Here is a 20,321-nt window from a genome sequence, read left to right on the forward strand (position 1 = left end):
GCGCGGAGCCACAGCCTTGATCGTTGCGTTCATAGTGTTCACACAGGGAGCCGGCAGTACAGGAACAGATGCGGCTCGGGGGCGCCCTGGGGGTGGTCCGGGGTGAACTCCACGACCTGGTCGGACTCCACCGCGAGACCCGCCGCACGCACCGCGGCCACCACGCCCTCGGCGGCGAAGCTGGTCGCCCGCACCGGCTGGCCCATGAACTCGATCGCCAGGTCCTCCACGTCGGCGGGCACGGTGGCGAGCACCAGGCTGCCGCCGGGACGCAGGGCTCCCGCCAGCCGCGCCAGCACCGCCGACTGCTCGGCCCGACTCATCTGGAGCAGCGAGAAGTACACGCACACCGCGTCGAACGACCCCTCCGCCAGCGGCACTTCACGGATGTCGGCGTGCCGGAACACGGCCTGCGGAACCTGCCGGGTCGCGAGGTCGACCATCACCGGGGAGGCGTCCACCCCCAGCACCTCGTGGCCCGCGGCGCTCAGGGCCGACGCGGTGGGACGGCCGGTCCCGCTGCCCACGTCCAGGACCCGGCTCCCGGGCGCGAGCCGCCCGAGCAGCCACTCCAGGGACGTCAGATGCGCCTCGGAACGGGCGAACGCCTTCTCGTACGTGAGCCCCAGCGCGTCGAAGACCTTCGCCGCCCGCTGTGCCTGACCCTCGTCGGCCACGGCCTGCTCCCCCCTCGTGGTGTCCGGGCATCCTAGCGGGGCGCTGCGCCGACTTGGCCTGGCTCAGCACGCCTTGGCTCGGCTTGGCTTGCGGTCGGAAGGCGCGGCGGGCAGGGTTCGGGCGTGGCCACCTTGCTGATCGTCCATCACACGCCCTCGCCGAACTGCCAGGCGATGTTCGAAGCCGTCGTCTCCGGAGCGACGGCCCCGGAGATCGAGGACGTCCGGGTCGTACGGCGCGCCGCCCTGTCCGCCACCGCGTCGGACGTCCTGGAGGCGGACGGCTACCTGCTCGGCACCCCGGCCAACCTCGGCTACATGTCCGGCGCCCTCAAGCACTTCTTCGACCAGGTCTACTACCCGTGCCTCGACGAGACGCGAGGCCGTCCCTTCGGGTTCTACCTCCACGGCGGCAACGACGTCACCGGCGCCCGGCGCGGCATCGAGGCCATCACCACGGGGCTCGCCTGGCGGCAGGCGGCCTCACCGGTGACCGTCACGGGAGAGCCCGGCAAGGCCGACATCGAGGCGTGCTGGGAGCTGGGGGCGACCGTGGCGGCAGGGCTGATGGAGGAGGCGCCCTAGGCTGATGGAGTAGATGCCCCTAGTAGGCGCCCTCCGCTGTGCCGCCCGGGGTGATCAGTCCGCTCTCGTAGGCGAGGACCACCGCCTGTACGCGGTCGCGCAGGTCCAGCTTCGACAGGATCCGGCCGACGTGCGTCTTCACCGTCGTCGGACTGAGGAACAGCCGCTCCGCGAGCTCCGCGTTGCTCAGGCCCGTCGCCAGCAGCCGCAGCACCTCCAGCTCGCGCGGGGTCAGTCCGGACAGGTCGAGATGCGGGGACACCGCGTGCAGGACCTCCTCCCGGTGCGCGAAGCGCTCGATCAGCCGCCGGGTGATCGTGGGCGCCAGCAGCGCGTCACCGGAGCGCACCAGCCGTACCGCGGCCACCAGATGTTCGGGGGTGACGTCCTTGAGCAGAAAGCCGCTGGCCCCCGCGGTGAGCGCGGCGTAGACGTAGTGGTCGAGGTCGTACGTGGTCAGGATGATCACCCGGATCTCGCCCGCGATGTCCTCGGTGAGGATGCGCCGGGTGGCCTCGATGCCGTCCATGCCCGGCATCCGGATGTCCATCAGCACCACGTCGGGCCGGGTCCGCCGGACCGCGGCGACCGCCTCCGTCCCGTCGGCCGCCTCCGCGGTCACCTCGATGCCGTCAGCCGCGAGGATCATCCCGAAACCGGTCCGTACGAGGGCCTGGTCGTCGGCGATGACGGCCCGCAGTCTGTCGCCGCTCACGCCGTCAGCCAAGACGGCCTCCGTTCCTGTCGTCAACCTGATGGGGTCCGCTGACCGGGCCGATTGCCGAGGCGCCCGCACCCTTCACCCCGTCCGCCACGGCACCTCCGCCCTGATCCGGAACCCCCCGGCCAGTGTCGGACCCGCCGTCAGCTCGCCGCCGTACACCGCGAGGCGTTCGCGCAGTCCGATCAGCCCGCGGCCGTTGCCGTCCGCCGGGGTGCCGTCCCGGGCCCCGCCGGTGTCCATGACCTCGATCTCCAGGCGGTCGCCGGTCCAGCCGACGGTGACGACGGCCTCGGCGCCCGGGGCGTGCTTGATGGTGTTGGTCAGGGCCTCCTGGACCACGCGGTAGGCCGTGAGGTCCACGCCGGGCGGCAGGGGCTCCGGGGGCAGGGAGACCGAGACGCCGACCGGTGTCCCCGCGGCCCGGACCCGGTCGACGAGGGACCCCAACTGCCCGAGCCCCGGCTGCGGTTCGAGTCCGTCGGCAGGGGAGTCGGGGCGGCCGGTGTCGGTGGCCGCCAACAGGCCCATCACATGCCGGAGTTCGGACATCGCGGCCCGGCCCCCGGCCTCCACCGCGAGCAGCGCCTCCTTGGACCGCTCCGGGGCCGCGTCCATGACCTTGCGGGCGGCGCCCGCCTGGATGACCATCACGCTCACATTGTGGGTCACGACATCGTGCAACTCGGCGGCGATCCGGGCCCGTTCCTCCTCCACGGCCCTGCGGGTCTCCTCCTCGTGCGCCCGCTCGAGCGCCGCGAACAGGTCCCGGCTCGCCGCCAGCCGCCGCTGCCCGAACCGGACCACGCTGGCCAGCACCCCGGCCACCAGCAGCACCACCCCGGGACTCGACCAGCCGGGCAGCACCGGCTCCGTGGACCGGAAGGCGACCCCGGCCAGCACGGCGGCGACGACCAGCCCGGCCATCGCGCCCGCCCGGTGCCGGCTGTGCATGACCGCGGTGTACGTGCCGATCACACAGGTCAACACGTTGATCCAGGAGGCGTCGTCGCCGATGGCCAGCGCCGCGCCGAGCACCACCGCGAACACCGTCAGCGGATACCGCCGCCGGGCCGCCAGCGGCAGCGCCGACAGCACGACCAGGATCCAGGCCGCCGAGGACACCGGCTCCTCGATTCGCGCACCCGGCCCGGGTGGCCGGGGCGGCACCGGCGCCCCGTACTCGACCTGCGAGAGCCGCACCGGACCGTCGCCGGGGTAGCGGGCCGCCACCACGAGCGCGACCACCGTCAGCAGCACGGCGAGCAGCACGTCGAAGCGGACCGAACGCCGTGACAGCGCCGCGCCCTTGGCCTCCGGCCGCAGCGCGAGCCGCACCTGCCGACGCCATCCCCGCAGGTGTTCCGTCTCCATGCGCACATTGTCGCGGCCGACCGGCCCGCCGCGCGTCCCTCCGTGCGACCTGTGCCCCCTCCGCCGGACGTACTCCGCTGGGATGACCCCGGCGACGGGTCCTCCGTCCGGAGGGCCGCATCTCGGTGCCCCGGCCGACGCGCCCGCACCCCGCGCGTCCGTACCTTCGCCACGCCGGCTCGGACACCACCGAAGAGACCGTCCAGAAGGGCAGTTCCCATGACTCAAGTGATCGAACTGAAGGGCGTGGCCAAGCGCTACGACAACGCCGGCGCCCCCGCGCTCGGACCGCTCGACCTCTCCGTCGCCCAGGGCGAGGCCCTCGCCGTGACCGGACCCTCCGGCAGCGGCAAGTCCACACTGCTCAACCTCGTCGCCGGACTCGACAAGCCGACCGAGGGGACCGTGACCGTCGCCGGGCAGCGGGTCGAACGGCTCGGCGAGCACGCCCTGGCCAAGTTCCGCCGCGAACGCGTCGGCATGGTCTTCCAGTTCTTCAATCTCCTCGACGACCTCACCGTCGTGGACAACATCCAGCTGCCCGCCCAGCTCACCGGCACCTCGCGGCGCACCGCCGAGACCCGCGCCCGTGAACTGATGGAGGTGCTCGGCATCCAGAAGCACGCCCGCGCCTATCCGGGCCGCCTGTCCGGCGGCGAGCGCCAACGCGTCGCCGTCGCAAGGGCGTTGGTGAACCGGCCCGCGCTGCTGCTGGCCGACGAACCGACCGGCGCCCTCGACCGGGCCTCGGGCCAGGACGTCCGGGAACTCCTCGTCGACCTGCACCGCGGCGGACAGACCATCGTGCTCGTCACCCACGACCCGGCCCTCGCCGAGGCCTGCGCGAGCCGTACCATCCACCTCGTCGACGGCCATGTCTCCCTCGACTCCCGCGCGGAGGCCGTGCGATGACCGGACCGCTCGTCCGCGTGGTGCGCTCCGGGGTGGGCCGGCGCCGGGTGCAGACCGTCGTCATCGCGAACGCCACGATGATGGCCGTGGCGGCGGCCGTCGTCGCCGGCTCGCTCATGGTCGTCTCGAACGCCCCGTTCGACCACGCCTTCGCCCAGCAGAACGGCGCCCACATCACCGCCCAGTACGACCCGGCCGAGGTCACCGCCGCGCACCTCGCGGCGACGGGGCGGTCGGACGGTGTCACGGCGAGCGCGGGGCCGTATCCGAGCGCGATCGTCGAGGCGACCGACGCGCAGGGCGGCCGGCCCCCGGCCATGACCCTGGTCGGACGCACGGGCCCGCACGCGGCCGTGGACGACCTGGACCTGACCTCGGGACGCTGGGTGAAGGGGCCGGGCGAGATCGTGCTCAGCTCCTCCTTCGCGGGCCCGGCGTTCGCACTGGGCGACACCCTGACCGTCTCCGGCACGACGCTCACCGTCGTCGGCTTCGCCACCTCGGCCAGCGAGACCGCCGAGGCCTGGGCGACTCCCGCCCAGGTCAGGGCGCTCGCCTCGAAGGAGGCCCCGCTCACCAGCCAGATGCTCTACCGCTTCGACTCGGCGGACACGAAGGGCCAGATCGCCGCGGACCGCGCGAAACTCGCCGCCGCCGTGCCCTCCGGAGCGCTCCTCGGCATCCAGTCCTACCTCGACACCAAGCGCGCCGCCGACCAGGGGGCCGCCCCGACCATCCCGTTCCTGATCGCCTTCGGCGTCCTCGGGATCGTCATGTCGGTGATCATCGTCGGCAGTGTCATCAGCGGCGCGGTCGGCACCAGCCTGCGCAGGATCGGCATCCTCAAGGCCATCGGCTTCACCCCGCGCGAGGTCGTCGGCGCCTACGTCGCCCAGGCGCTCGTCCCCGCGGGTGTCGGCATCGCGCTCGGGGTCGTCCTCGGCAACCTGCTGGCCGTACCGCTCCTCGACGACACCGAACAGGCCTACGGCACCGCCAGTTTGTCGGTCGCCTGGTGGGTGGACGTCGTGGTCCCCGCCGGCGCCCTGCTGGTCGTCGGGACCGCCGCCCTGGTCCCCGCGCTGCGCGCCGGACGGCTGCGGACCGTCGAGGCCATCGCCGTCGGCCGGGCCCCGCGCACCGGACGCGGCCAGTGGGCGCACCGCGCGGCCGGCCGCCTGCCGTTGCCGCGGGCCGTGACCTACGGCCTCGCCAGCCCCTTCGCACATCCGGTCCGTACGCTCGCGATGCTGCTCGCCGTGGCCTTCGGCACCATCGCGGCGACCTTCGCCGTCGGCCTCACCTCCTCGCTGAACGAGGTCAGTGCGGCCCAGGACCCCGAGAACCACTCCGCCGTCACCGTTTTCGGCGGCGGCCCCTCGGTCACACGCGGCGAACACGTCCCCGCACCGGGCACGACCGAGCCCGAACCGGCCGACCCCGCACAGGTGAAGGCCGCCATCGACGCCCAGTCCGGCACCGCCTCGTACTACGGCAAGACCCGGGAGGACGCCACGGTGGCGGGGGTCTCGGGAGGCGTCCAGGCCACCCTCTACGAGGGCGACTCGAGCCCCGGCGCCTACGCCATGATCTCCGGGCACTGGCTCACCGGCGCGGGCCAGGTCGTGGTGCCCGGCCGGTTCCTGGAGACCACCGGCACCGAGGTCGGTGACACCGTCCGCGTGACGGTGGGCAAGGAGACGGCGGCACTGCGGATCGTCGGCGAGGCCTTCGACACCTCGGACGACGAACTGGAGATCCAGGCGAGCCTCGCCGACTTCCCCGCGACCGGGCCCCACGTGTTCATGATCGACGTGAAGCCGGGCGTCTCCGCGCCCGAGTACGCCGCCGCGCTCGCCGCGAAGCTCCAGCCCCTCGGCGCCGACGCCCAGGCCAACTCCGCCTCCCAGCAGGACAACTTCGTGCTCATCCTCAACACCATGGCCGCGCTCCTGACCCTCATGCTCGTCTCCGTCGCCGGACTCGGCGTGCTCAACTCCGTCGTCCTGGACACCCGCGAGCGCGTCCACGACCTGGGCGTCTGCAAGGCCCTCGGCATGTCCCCGCGGCAGACCGTGAGCCTCGTCCTCGCCTCCGTCGCCGCCATCGGCGTCTTCGGCGGCCTGGTCGGAGTGCCCGCCGGATACGCGCTGCACGGGTTCGTGCTCCCGGTGATGGGACACGCGGCGGGCACCGAACTGCCGAAGTCCTTCATCGACGTGTACGACACCCCGCAACTGCTCCTGCTGGGCCTCGCCGGTGTCGTCATCGCCCTGCTGGGCGCGCTGCTCCCGGCCGGCTGGGCGGCGCGGACGCGCACGGCCACGGCCCTGCGCACCGAGTAGAGACGCGGCTCACCCCTCGCCGCGCAGACCGACGACCAGGTCGCGGGGGAGACCATGGGTGTCGTGGAGGTAGCCGTAGTCCTCCTCGCTCAGCGGCCCCCGGAACCGCGGCCCGGACAGCAGCCGTACGCCACGCTCCAGCAGCCGGTCGAACCGGTGCTCCTCCTCCAGCAGCACGTCACGGACCTGCTCGGTCCCGCAGGTGAGCTCGAAGTGGTCCAGGGTGTGCCGGAGGAGTTCCACCGGCAGGTCGCCGAGGGTGCGGGTCGGGTCGTCGCGCCGCAGGACGGTGAGCAGCCGGCGGACGATCCGGCGCAGGACGTATCCGCGCCCGGTGTTGGACGGCCGGACCCCGTCGCCGATGACGACGACGGCGGAGCGCAGATGGTCGCTGACCAGTCGCAGCGACGGCTCGTCCAGCTCCCACAGGGGTGGCAGCAGCCGCCTCCAGGGCTCGAACAGGTCGGTGTCGTAGACCGATTCGCGGCCCTGGAGGACGGTGAGCAGACGCTCAAGCCCCATGCCGGTGTCGATGGAGGGCTGCTCCAGGGGCCGGAGGGAGCCGTCCCGGTGGCGCCGGTAGCGCATGGATACGTGGTTCCAGACCTCCACCCAGCGCGGGTCGGAACCGGGGGTGCCCTGCGGCGGGGTCCGGCCGGTCCACACGAAGATCTCCGAGTCGGGGCCGCACGGGCCCACGGGGCCGTTGGACCACCAGTTGTCCTCCCGCGTGATCTCCACGGGCACCCCCAACTCCTCCCAGGTGCGCAGGGATTCGAGGTCGGGGCCGAGCTGTCCGTCGCCGCCGAAGACGGTGACGTGGAGCCGGTCGTGCGGGATGCCGAAGCCGTCGCGGAGGAGTTCGTACCCCCAACTGAGACTCCGTGAGTGCCCGTAGTCGCCGAGCGACCAGGAGCCGAGCATCTCGAACACCGTCAGATGCGTGGAGTCCCCGACCTCGTCGAGATCGGTCGTGCGCAGACAGCGCTGAACGTCGACCAGACGCCGGCCGTCGGGATGGGGGCGGCCCTCCAGGTACGGCGTGAGCGGGTGCATGCCCGAGGTGGTGAACAGCACCGGGTCCCCGGGCGGCGACAGCAGGGTGCCGCCCGTGATCAGGTGGTGGCCGCGCTCGCGGTAGAAGTCGGTGAAGAGGCGGACGGTCCGGTCCGTGTCCATGGCGGTGGTCCTTCGGTCTGGTGGGACCGGAAACGACCGCGCGGACGGAGGAGGATCGGAAGCCCCGCACCGGCGGTCCGTTTCCGGCCGCCGGGGGGAGTGGGTGAGGTCAGGCGTCGGCAGCCGGCGAGCTGGTCGCTCGCGCGGCTGCGGTGTGGGTACGACTGAAGACCTTCATGCGCTCAACGGTACGCGCGGGGCTCCCGGCCCGTCACTCCGATTTCCGGGGCAGGACACCCTCGTACCCCGTGCACCACTGCTCCTGCCGCACCACACCCCGGCCCCCGTGCAGCGCGTGCGCCTCGACCAGCGCCATCCGCAGGGCCGGGCGGATCTCCGCGGGCAGGCTGCCGAGGCCCGGCCAGTGCACCACGTGCAGGGCGACGTCCCGCAGCTTGGTGTTGGTGCGCTGGGACACCGTCTTCAGCACCTCCCACCCCTGCTCGGGACGGAGACCGCTGACCGCGACGACGACACCGATGGCCTGGTCCACCACGGCGTGCGAGACGAGGGCCTGACGGAGCTGGGTGATCTCCCCCTGAAGCTCTTCGATCTTCTCAACCAGCTCTTCGCGTCGCGTCATGCACAGCCCATCGCCCTCTCCCCCTGCCGCACGCCGACTCCAGCGGTCGCCGCCCCTCCACCCTGGACGCCGCGGTCCACCGGCCACGAGCCACTGGACGCACACCTCGCCACCTGCAAGGACAGAAAACGAAGCGTGAGCACACAGAATCGTCACATTCGCGGGTACGTTGCCGAAGAAGCCGAGAAAGAAAGGAAGGAACTGGCCGCCATGGAGAGGCTCACCTTCGACAGCGAGGACCTGGACCGCACCGAGGAGTTCCTCAGCCACGCCTACGCGAGGATGCGGATCGGCAACGGCACCCCGGCGAGCAGCCGGGCGCGGATCCACCGCAGCGCCATCGACTCCGTGAGTGTGGACGAACTGGACCTCGACTTCGACATGAGTTACGCCGTCACACCGCTGGGCCGGATCTGTCTGTGCGTGGTCCACGAGGGCACCATCGAGGACCACGTCTACCAGGGCGTCTCGGACGCCTTCGGCCCCGGCGACGTGGTGTCGTTCGCCCCGCCCGAGCTGTCCTACGCCGGCCGCATCCACGCGGCCCGCTACAACATCACGATGCTGGACCCCGAACTGCTCACCCAGGTCGCGGGAGCCACCGGCACCCGGCACACCGAACCGGTCCGGCTGACCGGGCACCGGCCGCTCAGCCCCGCCGCGGGCGACCGGCTGCGGACCACCATCCGCTATGTGCAGAACCACGTCCTGGCGGACCCGGCCGTCGCCGACGAGCCGCTCGTCGCCTCCACGGCCGCCCAGCACCTGGCCGCGAGCGTCCTGGCCGCCTTCCCCAACACCGCGTCCGTCGACCCGGCGGGCCCCGACCGCCTGGACGCCCATCCGGCCGCGCTGCGCCGTGCCCTCGCCCACATCGACGACCACGCCGACCAGCCGCTGACCGTCGCCCAGATCGCGGAGGCCGCCCACATCAGCGTCCGGGCCCTCCAGTACGCCTTCCGCAGGCACCTGGACAGGACCCCGCTGGCCCACCTCCGCGAGGTGCGGCTGTCCCACGCTCACGACGAACTGACGGCCACCGACCCCGAGAGCGGAGTCACGGTCACCGACATCGCCGCACGCTGGGGCTTCTACCACCCGGGCCGCTTCGCCACCCTCTACCGGCGCACCTACGGCCGCTCACCGCGCCGTACGCTGCACGACGGCTGAGGCCCGCACCGGGGCTGCTGAAAGGCGGCGGGTGACGCGGCTGCTGACACGGCCGGTGGCACGGGTCGGTGACGCGGCTGCTGAAACGGCCGGTGACCGGGCCGGTGACGCAGCTGGTGACAAAGCGTCCACCGGGCCCTGCGTTCTTGTGAGCAACCCCCGAGAGCGCGGGGCCCGCCGCCCTACCGTCCCAGCATGAACACGAGTCGCAGCAGAGGAAGAACCCTCAAGACGGTGCGCACCACCGCGCTGGCGGTGCTGCTGACCACCGGGGCGTTCAGCGCGGCGGCCCCGGACGCCCAGGGAGACAGCGCGAGAACCGAAACCCCGGTGGCGACGAGCGCCGGTGTCACCGAGAGCGTGGTGCGGGTGAAGGCACCGCTGCCGGCGTCCTTCGGCGCCCGCCCGGCCGCGTGCGACTGGCTGTCGTACCTGCGCTACCGGTCCGCCGCGGGGCCCGCCTCGTCGGCCGACGCCGACCGGGTCCTCGTCGCCCAACCGGGCATCCTCGAAGGGGCCGGAGCCTTCGACAGCGTCGCCCGCAACACCGTGACCCGCGCCGCCGAACAGGGCCGGCACATCGAGTTCTGGGCTTTGGACCGGCGCTCCAACTGCCTGGAGGACCACACCGGGATCGACTCCGGCGACCAGCACACCGCCGTCGACTACTACTACCGGGGCAAGCAGGTGCAGGGCCGCACCTTCGCCGGGTTCGTCGGCGACGACCAGCTCGGCTGGATGGCGAAGCTCGGTGTCGAGCAGACCGTACGGGACGAATACGACCTGCTCACCGCCGAGTTGCCCGACCAGCGGGTCCGCAAGGAGAAGGTGCTGTGCGGCGGGCACTCGCTCGGCGGAGTCATCACCGGCTACTTCGCCGCCGCCGACTTCGACGGCGACCCCGCCACCACCGCCGACGCCGGACAGAACCAGTGCGCCGGGTACTTCGCCCTCGACACCACCGTCTCCACCTCCCTCGCCGACCTCAGCGGCAGCATCCCGGACGACACCAACCTGCCCGACGTGGGCCTCGGTTACGGCGTCGTCCAGGCCGGACTCGACAGCGGCCTGTTCCCGCGCTCACTGTCCGCGCCCGTGCTGCTGAACCCGGAGACCATGACCCTGCTCGCCATCGCGGGCGTCGGCGCCCTCCAGGCCCCGGGCGGCGAGGCCGACCTGCCGAGCTATCTGCCCGTCAACACCAACATCGAGGCCACCAACCGCTTCCTGTTCTCCAAGGACACCGCCACCTTCCTCGCCGGCTCACCCGCGGTGAAGGACTTCCGGCTCACCAACCAGGCGGTGCTCGGCGCCCTGATGGACGACCAGTCCGTACCGCTCGCCTTCCTCCAGAGCAGCGTGGGCTTCTTCGACGGCGGACCGATCACCGACAAGAACTTCCCGGCCGCCAACGGGAGTTCGGCCCAGCCGGGGCTCTTTGGCACCGAGTACAAGGCCATCCCCGCCCAGCCGCACGGCCCGCTCTACACCTGGCGCAACTACGACCGGGTCGGGGACGCCGACGACCCCGGGTACAAGTCGGCGGACGGGACGCCGTTCACCGCCGCGGGCAAGGAGGTCACCGACATCCAGGAGCTGGCGCGCAGCATGGCCGGGCAGCCCCTGGACTTCACCGAGCAGTACTTCCCGACCAAGCTCGTCACCGACATCCAGCTGTCCACCTCCCCCCAGGTGAAGCGGCTCGTCGTGCACCCGGACGGGCTCACCGCCAACCCGACGCTCACCGTCCTCGCGGGCGACGGGCTGCTCGCCGGCCGGGTCCCCGCCGACCTGCACCCCGTGGTCGCCGACGGATACCAGCACCTCGACGTGCTGACCGCGGCACCGGTGCAGAACAACGGGCGTCCCGAGCCGGTGTCCACCGCGCTCACGGAGTTCGCCCGGGATCCGCGATAGTCCCCCGCCCGCAACAAGGAAGGGCCCCGGAGATCTCCTCCGGGGCCCTTCCTTCCTGTGTGTGGAGGGCTCAGACCTTGCCCGCGGCGAAGGCCGCCGCCGCGTCCGCGTTCGCCGTGTAGCTCAGGTGCGCCAGCGTGTCGTCGCCGCCCGCCTCGCACACGGGGTCGCCCTCGGCACAGAAGTCGATGGTGCGGCTCTGGTACGTGCCGGTGACGCTCTTGCCGATCGCCCGGATCGGGTTGCCGAACAGCAGGACGGCCGCGACCTTCGGCTCCACCGCGGCGGGGAGGGTGGCCACGATGGGACTGCCGACCACCGCACCGGCGCTGCTGATGCCGATGGAGTTGTCGACGACGTTCGCGCCCTGCGAATAGCCGACGAGGACGAAACGCTGGTTCGGGCACGCGGACGCCTGGCTGTTCACATGGTTCACCAGATCCGCATTGCCCTGCGCGGCGGAGGTGAGGGAGAGGTCCGCGGGATAGTTCACCTTGTAGCTCGACAGGCTGCGGCCCGTCAGTTTCCTCTGGAGGGCGGAGAACACCGGGTCGCCGACGATCAGACCGAGCGTGCCCGGCTCGAACGTGCCGCGAGCGGCGACGACGTCGATGTCCGAGCAGGCCGCGGCGGTCGCCGACGGCGCCGTGACGGTGGCGACCGTGGCCCCGCCGACCAGCGAGAGCGCGGCCAGGCATAAGCGAATACGCATGGGAATCCTTTGAGGGTGGGGCGTGTGAAACGCCTGTGGAAAGGATGTCCCGAACGTATTCGCTGGACCAAGCAAGGTGTTATGGACGGGAATTCAGGAATTCCTCGTTCTTTTGTGCAGTGGTGAGTGCCAGAATGAGATCCAGACGCGCACCAGGATCGTGCAGAACCTCGCCGAATATCTTGTCCAGTTGCCGCAGCCGATAGCGCACGGTCTGCGGATGGACATGGAGTCGAGCGGCGACGTCGGGCACATTGCTGCCGCTGAGCAGCCACGCGAGCAGTGTCTCGGCGAGCCGTTCGCGCTGCCCCTCCGACACCGTGTCGAGCGGCGCGAGGGCGCGCGCCCGCAACTGGTCCAGCATCGGCTCGTCGCTGTGCAGCAGCAGCGTCGACAGATGGTCCGCGCAGCGCACCACACCCTGCCGGGGCAGCAGCCCGCGCCCCATCAGCCCGAGCGCTCGGACGGCCCAGCGCAGCGACTGCGCGGCCTCCGTGACCGGAACCGTCGGCCCGATCGCGGCCGGCCGCCCGCGCAGCGCGAGCCCGAACGCCCGCCCGCCGAAACGGCCGGAACCCTCCGGGTCCGGGATCAGCATCCGCGGCGGCCGCGAGTCCATGTCCACCAGCGCTCCCGCGGCGGCCAGCGGCCAGTCCACCTCCCGCTGGTCCGAGCTCGCCGCCAGCGCGACCACCGCGACCTGCCTCGGCACCGGCCACCGGGCACCGTGCGCCAGGTCCTGCACCGCGGCCGGGACCGGCGGCCCCTCGCCGAGCAGCAGGTCCAGCAGCCGTCTGCGCCGCCGCTCCAGCTCGTCGGTGTTGTGCGCCCGGGCCTCGGAGTACCCGGCCGCGGCCGCCTGTGCGACCTCGTGCACGGTACGGAAGGCGAGCTCGCCGAGTGCCGCGACCACCGTGGAGTCGAGGCCGAGCTCCATCGCCGTACGGCCCATCAGCCGCCAGGCGTGCAGCCCCCCGACCCGCAGCGCGGACTGGAGGGCGTCCAGGCTGCGCCCCTCCAGGGCCTCGCCGCGCCCGAGTTCGTAGTACGTCGCCGCGATCGCGTCCCCCCGCCCGCGCGGGTCGGCGATGTGGTCGACGAACAGGGTGAGCGCCTGTACGACACCGGCTCTCAGGTGCTCGCGGTAGGTCCCGTCGGCCGGGCGCGCGTACTCCGGCACCTCACGGCGGACCTCCTCCTCCACCTCGTCGGCGACCTCCTCCAGCTGGGCCCGCAGCAGCTCGGCCAGGTCGGGCGGCACCGGGGCTCCGAAACCCTCGGGGGTGCCGCCCTGCGGGACGGGGGTGACCAAGGGAGGCCCTCCTTTCGCCCGGAAGCGGCTCACCCGCGGGCCGTTGCCCGTGGGACGCGGGGGCAGTCCTGTGTTGGACGGGCGTCCCCTGCGTTGCGTTCCGTGCCCCGACGGGACCGACATCACACCGGCACCCCCAGCCCACCGGCGAGCATCGGCCACGACGCCGCGAACTCCTGCTTCCAGTAGGTCCAGCTGTGCCCTCCTCCTGAGTAGAAGTGCGTGGTCACCGGGATGCGCAGCAGCGCGAGGGTGTCGGTGAAGCTGTGGGCGGACGGCCACAGGGCGCTCTCCAGGGCCTCGGGCAGCCAGTCGCCCGTGCCGCCCGCCAGTCCGCTGCCGCTGGACACGTACAGGGAGGTGCCGCGCAGCCCCGTGGCCCGGGCCTGCGGGTTGAAGTCGCGCCAGGTGAGGAGGTTCAGGAAGGGATTGCCCCACAGCGACGACGGGAGCAGGTTCTCGCGGGCCACGATCGCGTCCACCAGGGTGGGGACCCCGGGCGCCATGGTGTCGAGGATGCCGCTGTAGGAGGCCGCCGCGGTGAACAGGCCCGGATGGCGTGCCGCGTGCGCCATCGCCCCGTACCCGCCGGTGGAGACCCCCGCGACGACCCGCACCCCGGAGGCCCGGTAGTCCCGGGCCAGCAGCGCCGGGACCTCCGTCAGCTGGAAGGTCTCGTAGTCGGGCCCGCCGCGCCAGGCGGTCGGGATCCCGGTGGGCCCCGCGTCGGGCATCGCCACGATCAGGTCCCGGCCCGCGGTGAAGGACTCGATGTCCGTCTCCCGGGTCCAGGACGTGTAGTCGTCGTGGGCGCCGTGCAACAGGTACAGCACGGGATAGGTGCGCGTGGCCTGCGCGTCGAACCCCGTCGGCAGGATCAGCCGCACCGGAGCGCTGCGGCCGAGCGCGGCGGAGGACACGGACACGTCGACGGTGCGCGGACCGAGCGCGGCGGCGGTCCGGGCGCCGAACAGGACGGCGAGACCGGCACCGGCCGCCGCCTTGGCGACGGTACGGCGGGACACCCCGATGGTGGGACGGTGCATGGCGGCTCTCCTCGGATCACGTTGAACGGGTCCCTTCGGCGATCTCCCGCCCCAGCCGGGCGGCAAGCTCGTCGACGTGCGGCGGGTCGAGCAGCGACAGGTGGTGCCCGGCGACCGGTACGACGGTCAGCCGCGGACACACCTCGTCCCAGCCCAGGGCCTGGTCGTCCCGTTCGTAGGCGGGATCGCGCACGGTGTGCGGAGCGGGCTCGGCGGCCCGGAACAGGACCACCCGCCCGTCGTACCGGCCCGGCCGGTGGGCCTCGCCGATCCTCAGGTCCAGATAGGACGAGCGCTGGTGCTCCAGCGCGGCGGACGGCACGTCGACGCCGGCGCGGAGCAGCCGCAGCACGGTGTCGATGCGCTCACCGTCGTCCTCCATCGCGACCAGTTCGTCGTACGGCAGCTCCAGCCGGACCCCGTACACGTCGGCGACATGGCCCGCGAACCCCTCGAAGTGGGCGCGGAGCCGGTCGGCCGGGCTGGACTCCGGCTGGGGCAGCGGCCGTACGGAGTCGATGAGCACCACCAGCTCCACGTCCCGCCCCGCCGCGGTGAGTTGTCGCGCGGTTTCCTGGGCGACGAAGCCGCCGAAGGACCAACCGCCCAGCAGACAGGGCCCGTCGGGGTGGGCGGCGGCGACGGCCTCGGCGTAGCGGCGCGCCTTCTCCGTCACCGTGCGCGCGTCCTCCAGGCGTTCCAGGCCGTACACCGGACGGTCGCCGCCGAGGCGTTCGACGAGCGCCCGGTAGACGTCGGTGGTGCCGCCGGCCGCGTGGATCAGGAACAGCGGGGGTCCGGAGCCCGTGACGCTCAGGGTGCGCAACAGGGCTGCGCGGCCGACGCGTTCGGCCACCTCCGCGACGGTGGTCGCGCCCAGAAGGTCGCGCAGGGGCAGGTCGACCGCGAACTCGCGCTCCAGGGCGGTGCGGATGCGGACGGCCATCAGGGAGTCCAGGCCGAGGTCGGCCAGGGCGGTGGCGGGGGTGACACGGCCGGTGGGGTGGCCGGTGACGGCGGCGATGTGGTGACAGAGGCGGGCGGCCACGGAGGTGTCCGGGACGGTGTGCGTGGTGTCGGCGGGTGCACCGTCGACGGGCTTCTCGTCGCCCTCCGGCTGCGCGGCTGGAGCCTTCGCGGGAGCCGCCCCCCGTCCGTCCGTCCACCAGTGCCGCACATGCCTCCAGCGCGGCGCGGGCAGGTCGACGACCTTCCCGGGCGGCAGTGGCAGCCGCCCGCCCGCGCAGTACAGGGCGCCCAGCTGCGTGAGGAAGTCGGCGCAGCCGTCCCGGTCCCGGCGCAGGGTGCCGATCGCGAGGGCGCCGGGTGCGGTGTCGGCGACCGCGCGGGCCAGCACCGGGTGAGGGGAGATCTCGACGAAGGCGGTGTGGCCGTCGGCGGCGGCCGCGGCGACGGCCCGGTCCAGCCGTACGGGCCGCCGCAGGTTCGCGGCCCAGTGCGCGGCGTCGAAGACGCAGTCGCCGCGCGGATCGTCCAGGACGGTGGAGTAGAAGGGCACTGGGGACGGTCTCCCGCCCACGTCGGCCAGCGAGGCGGTCAACTCCGCCAGCAGCGGCTCCACTTGCGGGGAGTGCCCGGCACCGACGACCCGCATGACCCGGGCGGTGCGCCCCTGCGCCTCCAGCCACCGCACGAACGGCGCCACCGCCGCCTCCTCACCGGTGACGACCTTCTGCCCGGGAGAGGAGTGCACGGCGACATGGACACCGGGGAAGTCCCGTGCGAGCACGTCGAGTTCACCGTCGTCGAGGTCGACCACCGCCATGGCCCCGCCCCGCAGCCGGCTCAGCAGCCGGGCCCGTACGGCGACGATCCGGGCGCCGTCCGACACGTCCAGGGCGCCCGCGCACACCGCGGCGGCCACCTCACCGAGGGAGTGGCCGATGACCGCGGCGGGCTCGACGCCGTAGGAACGCCACAACTCGCCCAGCGCCACCTGGAGTCCGAACAGGACCGGCTGCGCCACCTCCAGCCGGTCGAGCCCGTTCCCGGACGTGAGACGGGCGTGGAGCGACAGCCCGCACCGCGCGTCCAGCTTCTCCACGGCGGCGGCGAAGGCGGGCTCCTCGGCCAGGAGGCGGCGGCCCATTCCGGGCCACTGGCTGCCGTAGCCCGAGAAGACCCACACCGGGCCACCGCTCAGGCGGTCACGCTCGCCGGTCACGACCCGCGGATGCGGACGGCCCTGCGCCAACGACCGGAACCCGTCGGCGAGTTCCGCGCGATCCCGCGCGATCACCGCGGCCCGCACGGTCCCGTGCCCGGCCCGTCCGGCGAGCGTGCGCGCCACGTCGGCCGGATGCGCGGCGGCCGTCCGCACCCAGTCGGCGAGGCGGGCCGCGGTGTCCCGCAGCCGCTCCTCGTCCACGTCGGACAGGAGATGGAGCCGGGCACCGGGCTCCTCGGCCGGACGCGGGGGCGGGACACCGGGACGCCATTCCTCCAGCACCGCATGGGCGTTGGTGCCGCCGAACCCGAACCCGGACACCCCGGCGGTGGCCGTACCGCCGTAACGCGGCCACGGCTCGCCCTCGGACACCACCCGCAGCCGTACGTCGTCCAGGGCGCTGCCCCCGGCACAGTGCAGGGACGGCGGGACGACGTCGTGGTGCAGGGCGAGCACCGTCTTCACGAGACCGGCGACGCCCGCGGCGGACTCCAGATGCCCGAGGTTCCCCTTCACCGAACCGAGGAGGAGCGGCTGGTCGGGATCGCGGCCCGCCCCGAGCACGGCACCGAGCGCGCCCGCCTCGATCGGGTCGCCGAGCGGGGTGCCCGTGCCGTGCGCCTCGACGTAGTCGATGTGCGCCGGGGCCAGCCCCGCCCGCGCGTACGCCGTCGTCAACAGGGCCTGCTGGGCCGCCGGGTTGGGGGCGAGGAGGCCGTTGGAACGGCCGTCGGAGTTGACGGCCGTGGCCCGGATGACCGCGAGGACCCGGTCGCCGTCCCGCTCCGCGTCGGAGAGCCGCTTCAGCAGCACGGCCGCACAGCCCTCGCCCCGCCCGATCCCGTCCGCGTCCGGCGAGAAGGGCTTGCACCGCCCGTCCGGCGCGAGGGCGCCCGCCCGCCGGAACGCCACGGTGACGGTGGGGGAGAGCAGCAGGTTGACGCCCGCGGCGATGGCCGTGTCGCTCTCGCCCGTGCGCAGGCTGACACAGGCATGGTGCACGGCGACCAGCGAGGAGGAACAGGCCGTGTCGACGGCCATGCTCGGCCCCCGCGTGTCCAGCACGTACGCCAGCCGGCCCGCGGTCACGCTCAGCGCACCGCCCGCAGGCGCCCAGGGATCGACGGCCGCCGGGTCGGCGCCGGTCAGCGAGCCGTACTCCGGCGCGGAGACCCCGACGAAGACACCGGTCGCGGTGCCCGCGAGGGAGGCGGCCGGGACGGCGGCGTGGGTCAGGGCCTCGTGGACGACCTCCAGGAGAATCCGCTGCTGCGGGTCCATCACGGCGGCCTCGCGCGGGGTGATGAGGAAGAACTCCGCGTCGAACCCGGCGATGTCGTCCAGATAGCCGCCGTACGGGAGCGCGTCCTGCGGCGGGAACGCCGTGAAGTCCCGCCAGCGGTCCTCGGGTACCCGCCGGACCGCGTCCACGCCGTCGGTGAGCAGCCGCCAGTAGTCGGCCGGACCGTGGACCGAGCCGGGGAGCCGGCAGCCGATCCCGATGACGGCGACGGGTTCGGCGGGGGCGAGCGAGCCGCCGCTCGTCGAGCCGCGTGTCGAAGAGGCGGCCGAGGCCGCACCGACCGGCGCCGAGCCGAGACCTACGGCCCCCGCCCCGGTCACAGCTCCCGTCCCGGCGTCCTCCGCCATCCGGCACAGGCGCGCCACCAGCGCCTCCCCGGTCGGTGCCTCCCACAGCAGCGTCGCCGGCAGCTCACGCCCCGTCAGCCGGGACAGCTCCCCGGCCAGCACCACCGCGTCCCGCGAGGCCATGCCGATATCCGCCAGCGGCCGGTCCATCGGCACCTCCCCCACGGGCGTACCGGTCCAGGCGGACACCCGCTCCACGACCAGCCGGCGCAGCGCGCCCGCGTCGACGGCCCTCACGCGGCGCCGCCCGCCGTGTAGACGCCCGCCAGGTAGCGCTCGCGGGTGAGCGACCGGGACACCTTGCCGCTCGACGTCCGGGGCACGGTGCCCGGCGGCACCAGGACGACCTCGGCGAGCCGCAGCCCGTGGCGTGCGGACACGGCCGCGCGGACCGCCCGGACCAGCGCCGGTACGTCGATCTCGGCGAGGCTGGTGGTCCGCGCGTGCTCGGCGACCACGACCACCCGCTCACCGGAGCCGCCCGAGACGCCGAGCGCGGCCAGCCGGTCGCGCCGCACCGCGGGGTGCGCGTCCTGGACGGTGGCCTCCAGGTCCTGCGGATAGTGGTTGCGGCCGTCGACCACGATCAGGTCCTTCAGCCGCCCGGTGACGATCAACTGCCCCTCCAGGACCGTGCCGAGATCACCGGTGCGCAGCCGGCCGTCCGTGCCGAAGACGCGCCGGCTCTGCCGCTCCTGGTTCCAGTAGCCGCGGCCCACGTTGGGACCCCGCACCTGGATCTCCCCGATCTCCCCTTCGGACAGTTCGGCGCCGGTGACCGGATCGGCGACGAGGACCTGCTGTCCGGCGGGGGTGCCGCAGCCCGCGAGGAGCACGGCCCGCGGATCGTCCGGCCGCGCGGGCAGCGCCTTGCCGGCGGCGAGCGCGTCCCGGTCGAGCGCGAACCGGCGCAGCGGCTCACCGGGCCGGGCCGCGCTGACGAAGACGGTGGCCTCGGCGAGGCCGTACGACGGACAGTGCGTGGCGGGTTCGAGCCCCTGCCCGGCGAAGGCCGCGTGGAAGCGGTCGGCCGTGCCCGGGCGCACCGGCTCGCTGCCGTTGATCAGCGCGGCGACGCCGTCCAGCCGCAGCTCCTCCTTCTGCACGTCGGTCACCACGGAGGCGCAGTAGTCGTAGGCGAAGTTGGGCGCCGCGCTCAGCGCCCGCGGATGCGCGGCCAACAGCCGCAGCCAGCGCACGGGTTCGTGCAGGAAGGCGACCGGATCCATGAGCACCGACAGCAGCCCCCGCACCACCGGTGCCGCGATGCTCAGCACGAGCCCCATGTCGTGGTACAGCGGCAGCCAGCCCACACAGGTCGCCGGATGCGCGTCGGCACCGTAAGCGCCCAGCGCCTGACGGGCGTTGGCGACGACGTTGGCGTGGCTGATCTCCACGCCCGCCGGGGTCCGGGTCGAGCCGGAGGTGTACTGGAGATAGGCGACCGGCCCGTCGACGGGCTCCGGATCGCCGGCGGCGCCGTCCGGGATCTCGTCCACGACGACGACCCGGTCGCACAACTCCCGTACCTGCGCGGCGAATCGGCTCGTCGTCACGGCGACCGCCGGACGCGCGTCGGCCAGGACCGCCGTGAGCCGGTCCTCCTGTCCGGGCAGCCCGGGCGGGAACAGCGGTACGGCGACGAGGCCCGCGGCGAGGGACCCCAGGAACCCGGTGACGTACTCCTGACCCTGCGGGCACAGCAGCGCGACCCGCTCCCCGGGCCCGGCCTCCGCGGCGAGGCGGGCGGCCACCGCCCGCATCCGCACGTCCAGCCGACGCCAGGTCAGCGTGCGGTGGACACCGCGAGAGTCGGGGCCGGGATGGTCGACGAAGGTGAACGCCCGGCGCTCCGGGGTGGTTTCGGCCCAGTGCCTTACGTACTCCGGCAGGCTTCGGAACGCGGGGGCGAGCGGGGGACGGCGGCTGTCCATCGGGCGGGTCTCCTCG

At 73.3% G+C, this 20,321-nt stretch carries 15 protein-coding genes; 5 read left to right on the plus strand and 10 right to left on the minus strand.

The features are described from left to right. Nucleotides 1-38 precede the first annotated feature (38 nt). Nucleotides 39-677: a class I SAM-dependent methyltransferase gene (locus G3I78_RS33990; protein ID WP_164431807.1), complete on the minus strand. Its 639-nt coding sequence runs from the start codon at nt 675-677 to the stop codon at nt 39-41. 123 nt (nt 678-800) lie between these two features. Between G3I78_RS33990 and G3I78_RS33995 the strand changes: the two genes are divergently transcribed. Beyond that, nucleotides 801-1,262: an NAD(P)H-dependent oxidoreductase gene (locus G3I78_RS33995; RefSeq protein ID WP_164431809.1), complete on the plus strand. Its 462-nt coding sequence runs from the start codon at nt 801-803 to the stop codon at nt 1,260-1,262. A gap of 19 nt (nt 1,263-1,281) precedes the next feature. Here the strand turns inward: G3I78_RS33995 and G3I78_RS34000 are convergent, their stop codons facing one another. Continuing rightward, complete coding sequence (locus G3I78_RS34000; RefSeq protein ID WP_164431811.1) at nt 1,282-1,989, minus strand: response regulator transcription factor; 708 nt, start codon at nt 1,987-1,989, stop codon at nt 1,282-1,284. A 72-nt stretch (nt 1,990-2,061) separates the two neighbouring features. Continuing rightward, nucleotides 2,062-3,357: a histidine kinase gene (locus G3I78_RS34005; protein WP_164431813.1), complete on the minus strand. Its 1,296-nt coding sequence runs from the start codon at nt 3,355-3,357 to the stop codon at nt 2,062-2,064. A 219-nt stretch (nt 3,358-3,576) separates the two neighbouring features. On the opposite strand from G3I78_RS34005, the gene G3I78_RS34010 reads away from it, so the two are divergent. Together G3I78_RS34010 and G3I78_RS34015 are read left to right on the plus strand one after the other, a co-directional pair. After that, complete coding sequence (locus tag G3I78_RS34010; protein ID WP_164431815.1) at nt 3,577-4,269, plus strand: ABC transporter ATP-binding protein; 693 nt, start codon at nt 3,577-3,579, stop codon at nt 4,267-4,269. Continuing rightward, nucleotides 4,266-6,614 carry an FtsX-like permease family protein gene (locus G3I78_RS34015; protein WP_164431817.1) on the plus strand — a complete coding sequence of 783 codons (2,349 nt, stop codon included), beginning with the start codon at nt 4,266-4,268 and terminating at the stop codon, nt 6,612-6,614. The genes G3I78_RS34010 and G3I78_RS34015 overlap by 4 nt, the downstream gene beginning before the upstream one ends. 9 nt (nt 6,615-6,623) lie before the next feature. Here the strand turns inward: G3I78_RS34015 and G3I78_RS34020 are convergent, their stop codons facing one another. Both G3I78_RS34020 and G3I78_RS34025 read right to left on the minus strand, forming a co-directional pair. Beyond that, the gene (locus G3I78_RS34020) at nt 6,624-7,793 is read right to left on the minus strand and encodes an alanine--tRNA ligase-related protein (RefSeq protein WP_164431819.1); all 1,170 of its coding nucleotides are present in this window, start codon (nt 7,791-7,793) and stop codon (nt 6,624-6,626) included. A 211-nt stretch (nt 7,794-8,004) separates the two neighbouring features. Beyond that, nucleotides 8,005-8,376, minus strand: coding sequence for an ANTAR domain-containing protein (locus G3I78_RS34025; RefSeq protein ID WP_164431821.1), 372 nt, complete (start codon nt 8,374-8,376; stop codon nt 8,005-8,007). 210 nt (nt 8,377-8,586) lie between these two features. Here G3I78_RS34025 and G3I78_RS34030 point away from each other — a divergent pair, with 210 nt between their 5' ends. Together G3I78_RS34030 and G3I78_RS34035 are read left to right on the plus strand one after the other, a co-directional pair. Continuing rightward, a complete protein-coding gene (locus G3I78_RS34030) occupies nt 8,587-9,546 on the plus strand; it encodes a helix-turn-helix transcriptional regulator (RefSeq protein WP_164431823.1) in 960 nt (319 codons plus the stop codon). 195 nt (nt 9,547-9,741) lie between these two features. Continuing rightward, on the plus strand, nt 9,742-11,463 hold the full coding sequence (locus tag G3I78_RS34035) for a hypothetical protein (protein ID WP_164431824.1): 1,722 nt from the start codon (nt 9,742-9,744) through the stop codon (nt 11,461-11,463). A 70-nt stretch (nt 11,464-11,533) separates the two neighbouring features. On the opposite strand, the gene G3I78_RS34040 is transcribed toward G3I78_RS34035, so the two are convergent. From G3I78_RS34040 to G3I78_RS34060, 5 genes are all read right to left on the minus strand, one after another. Further along, complete coding sequence (locus G3I78_RS34040) at nt 11,534-12,175, minus strand: cutinase family protein (protein WP_164431826.1); 642 nt, start codon at nt 12,173-12,175, stop codon at nt 11,534-11,536. A 79-nt stretch (nt 12,176-12,254) separates the two neighbouring features. Beyond that, nucleotides 12,255-13,487, minus strand: coding sequence for a PucR family transcriptional regulator (locus G3I78_RS34045; protein WP_164431828.1), 1,233 nt, complete (start codon nt 13,485-13,487; stop codon nt 12,255-12,257). Nucleotides 13,488-13,609: 122 nt separating this feature from the next. Next, nucleotides 13,610-14,533, minus strand: a complete 924-nt coding sequence (locus G3I78_RS34050) for an alpha/beta hydrolase family protein (RefSeq protein WP_164431830.1) — start codon at nt 14,531-14,533, stop codon at nt 13,610-13,612. A gap of 16 nt (nt 14,534-14,549) precedes the next feature. After that, nucleotides 14,550-18,608 (minus strand): type I polyketide synthase, encoded by a 4,059-nt coding sequence (locus G3I78_RS34055; protein ID WP_164431832.1) that lies wholly within the window; start codon nt 18,606-18,608, stop codon nt 14,550-14,552. Next, nucleotides 18,605-20,305 (minus strand): fatty acyl-AMP ligase, encoded by a 1,701-nt coding sequence (locus tag G3I78_RS34060; RefSeq protein ID WP_164431834.1) that lies wholly within the window; start codon nt 20,303-20,305, stop codon nt 18,605-18,607. Before G3I78_RS34060 ends, G3I78_RS34055 begins: the two co-directional genes overlap by 4 nt. Nucleotides 20,306-20,321 lie beyond the last annotated feature (16 nt).

The organism is Streptomyces sp. SID13726 (assembly GCF_010548375.1).
GTDB lineage: Bacteria > Actinomycetota > Actinomycetes > Streptomycetales > Streptomycetaceae > Streptomyces.

Coding starts and splice junctions, on each gene's coding strand:
- G3I78_RS34040 (WP_164431826.1), bottom strand. CDS start 12,175: ATGCGTATTCGCTTATGCCTGGCCGCGCTCTCGCTGGTCGGCGGGGCC.
- G3I78_RS34060 (WP_164431834.1), bottom strand. CDS start 20,305: ATGGACAGCCGCCGTCCCCCGCTCGCCCCCGCGTTCCGAAGCCTGCCG.
- G3I78_RS34020 (WP_164431819.1), bottom strand. CDS start 7,793: ATGGACACGGACCGGACCGTCCGCCTCTTCACCGACTTCTACCGCGAG.
- G3I78_RS34010 (WP_164431815.1), top strand. CDS start 3,577: ATGACTCAAGTGATCGAACTGAAGGGCGTGGCCAAGCGCTACGACAAC.
- G3I78_RS34015 (WP_164431817.1), top strand. CDS start 4,266: ATGACCGGACCGCTCGTCCGCGTGGTGCGCTCCGGGGTGGGCCGGCGC.
- G3I78_RS34025 (WP_164431821.1), bottom strand. CDS start 8,376: ATGACGCGACGCGAAGAGCTGGTTGAGAAGATCGAAGAGCTTCAGGGG.
- G3I78_RS34005 (WP_164431813.1), bottom strand. CDS start 3,357: ATGGAGACGGAACACCTGCGGGGATGGCGTCGGCAGGTGCGGCTCGCG.
- G3I78_RS34030 (WP_164431823.1), top strand. CDS start 8,587: ATGGAGAGGCTCACCTTCGACAGCGAGGACCTGGACCGCACCGAGGAG.
- G3I78_RS34035 (WP_164431824.1), top strand. CDS start 9,742: ATGAACACGAGTCGCAGCAGAGGAAGAACCCTCAAGACGGTGCGCACC.
- G3I78_RS34050 (WP_164431830.1), bottom strand. CDS start 14,533: ATGCACCGTCCCACCATCGGGGTGTCCCGCCGTACCGTCGCCAAGGCG.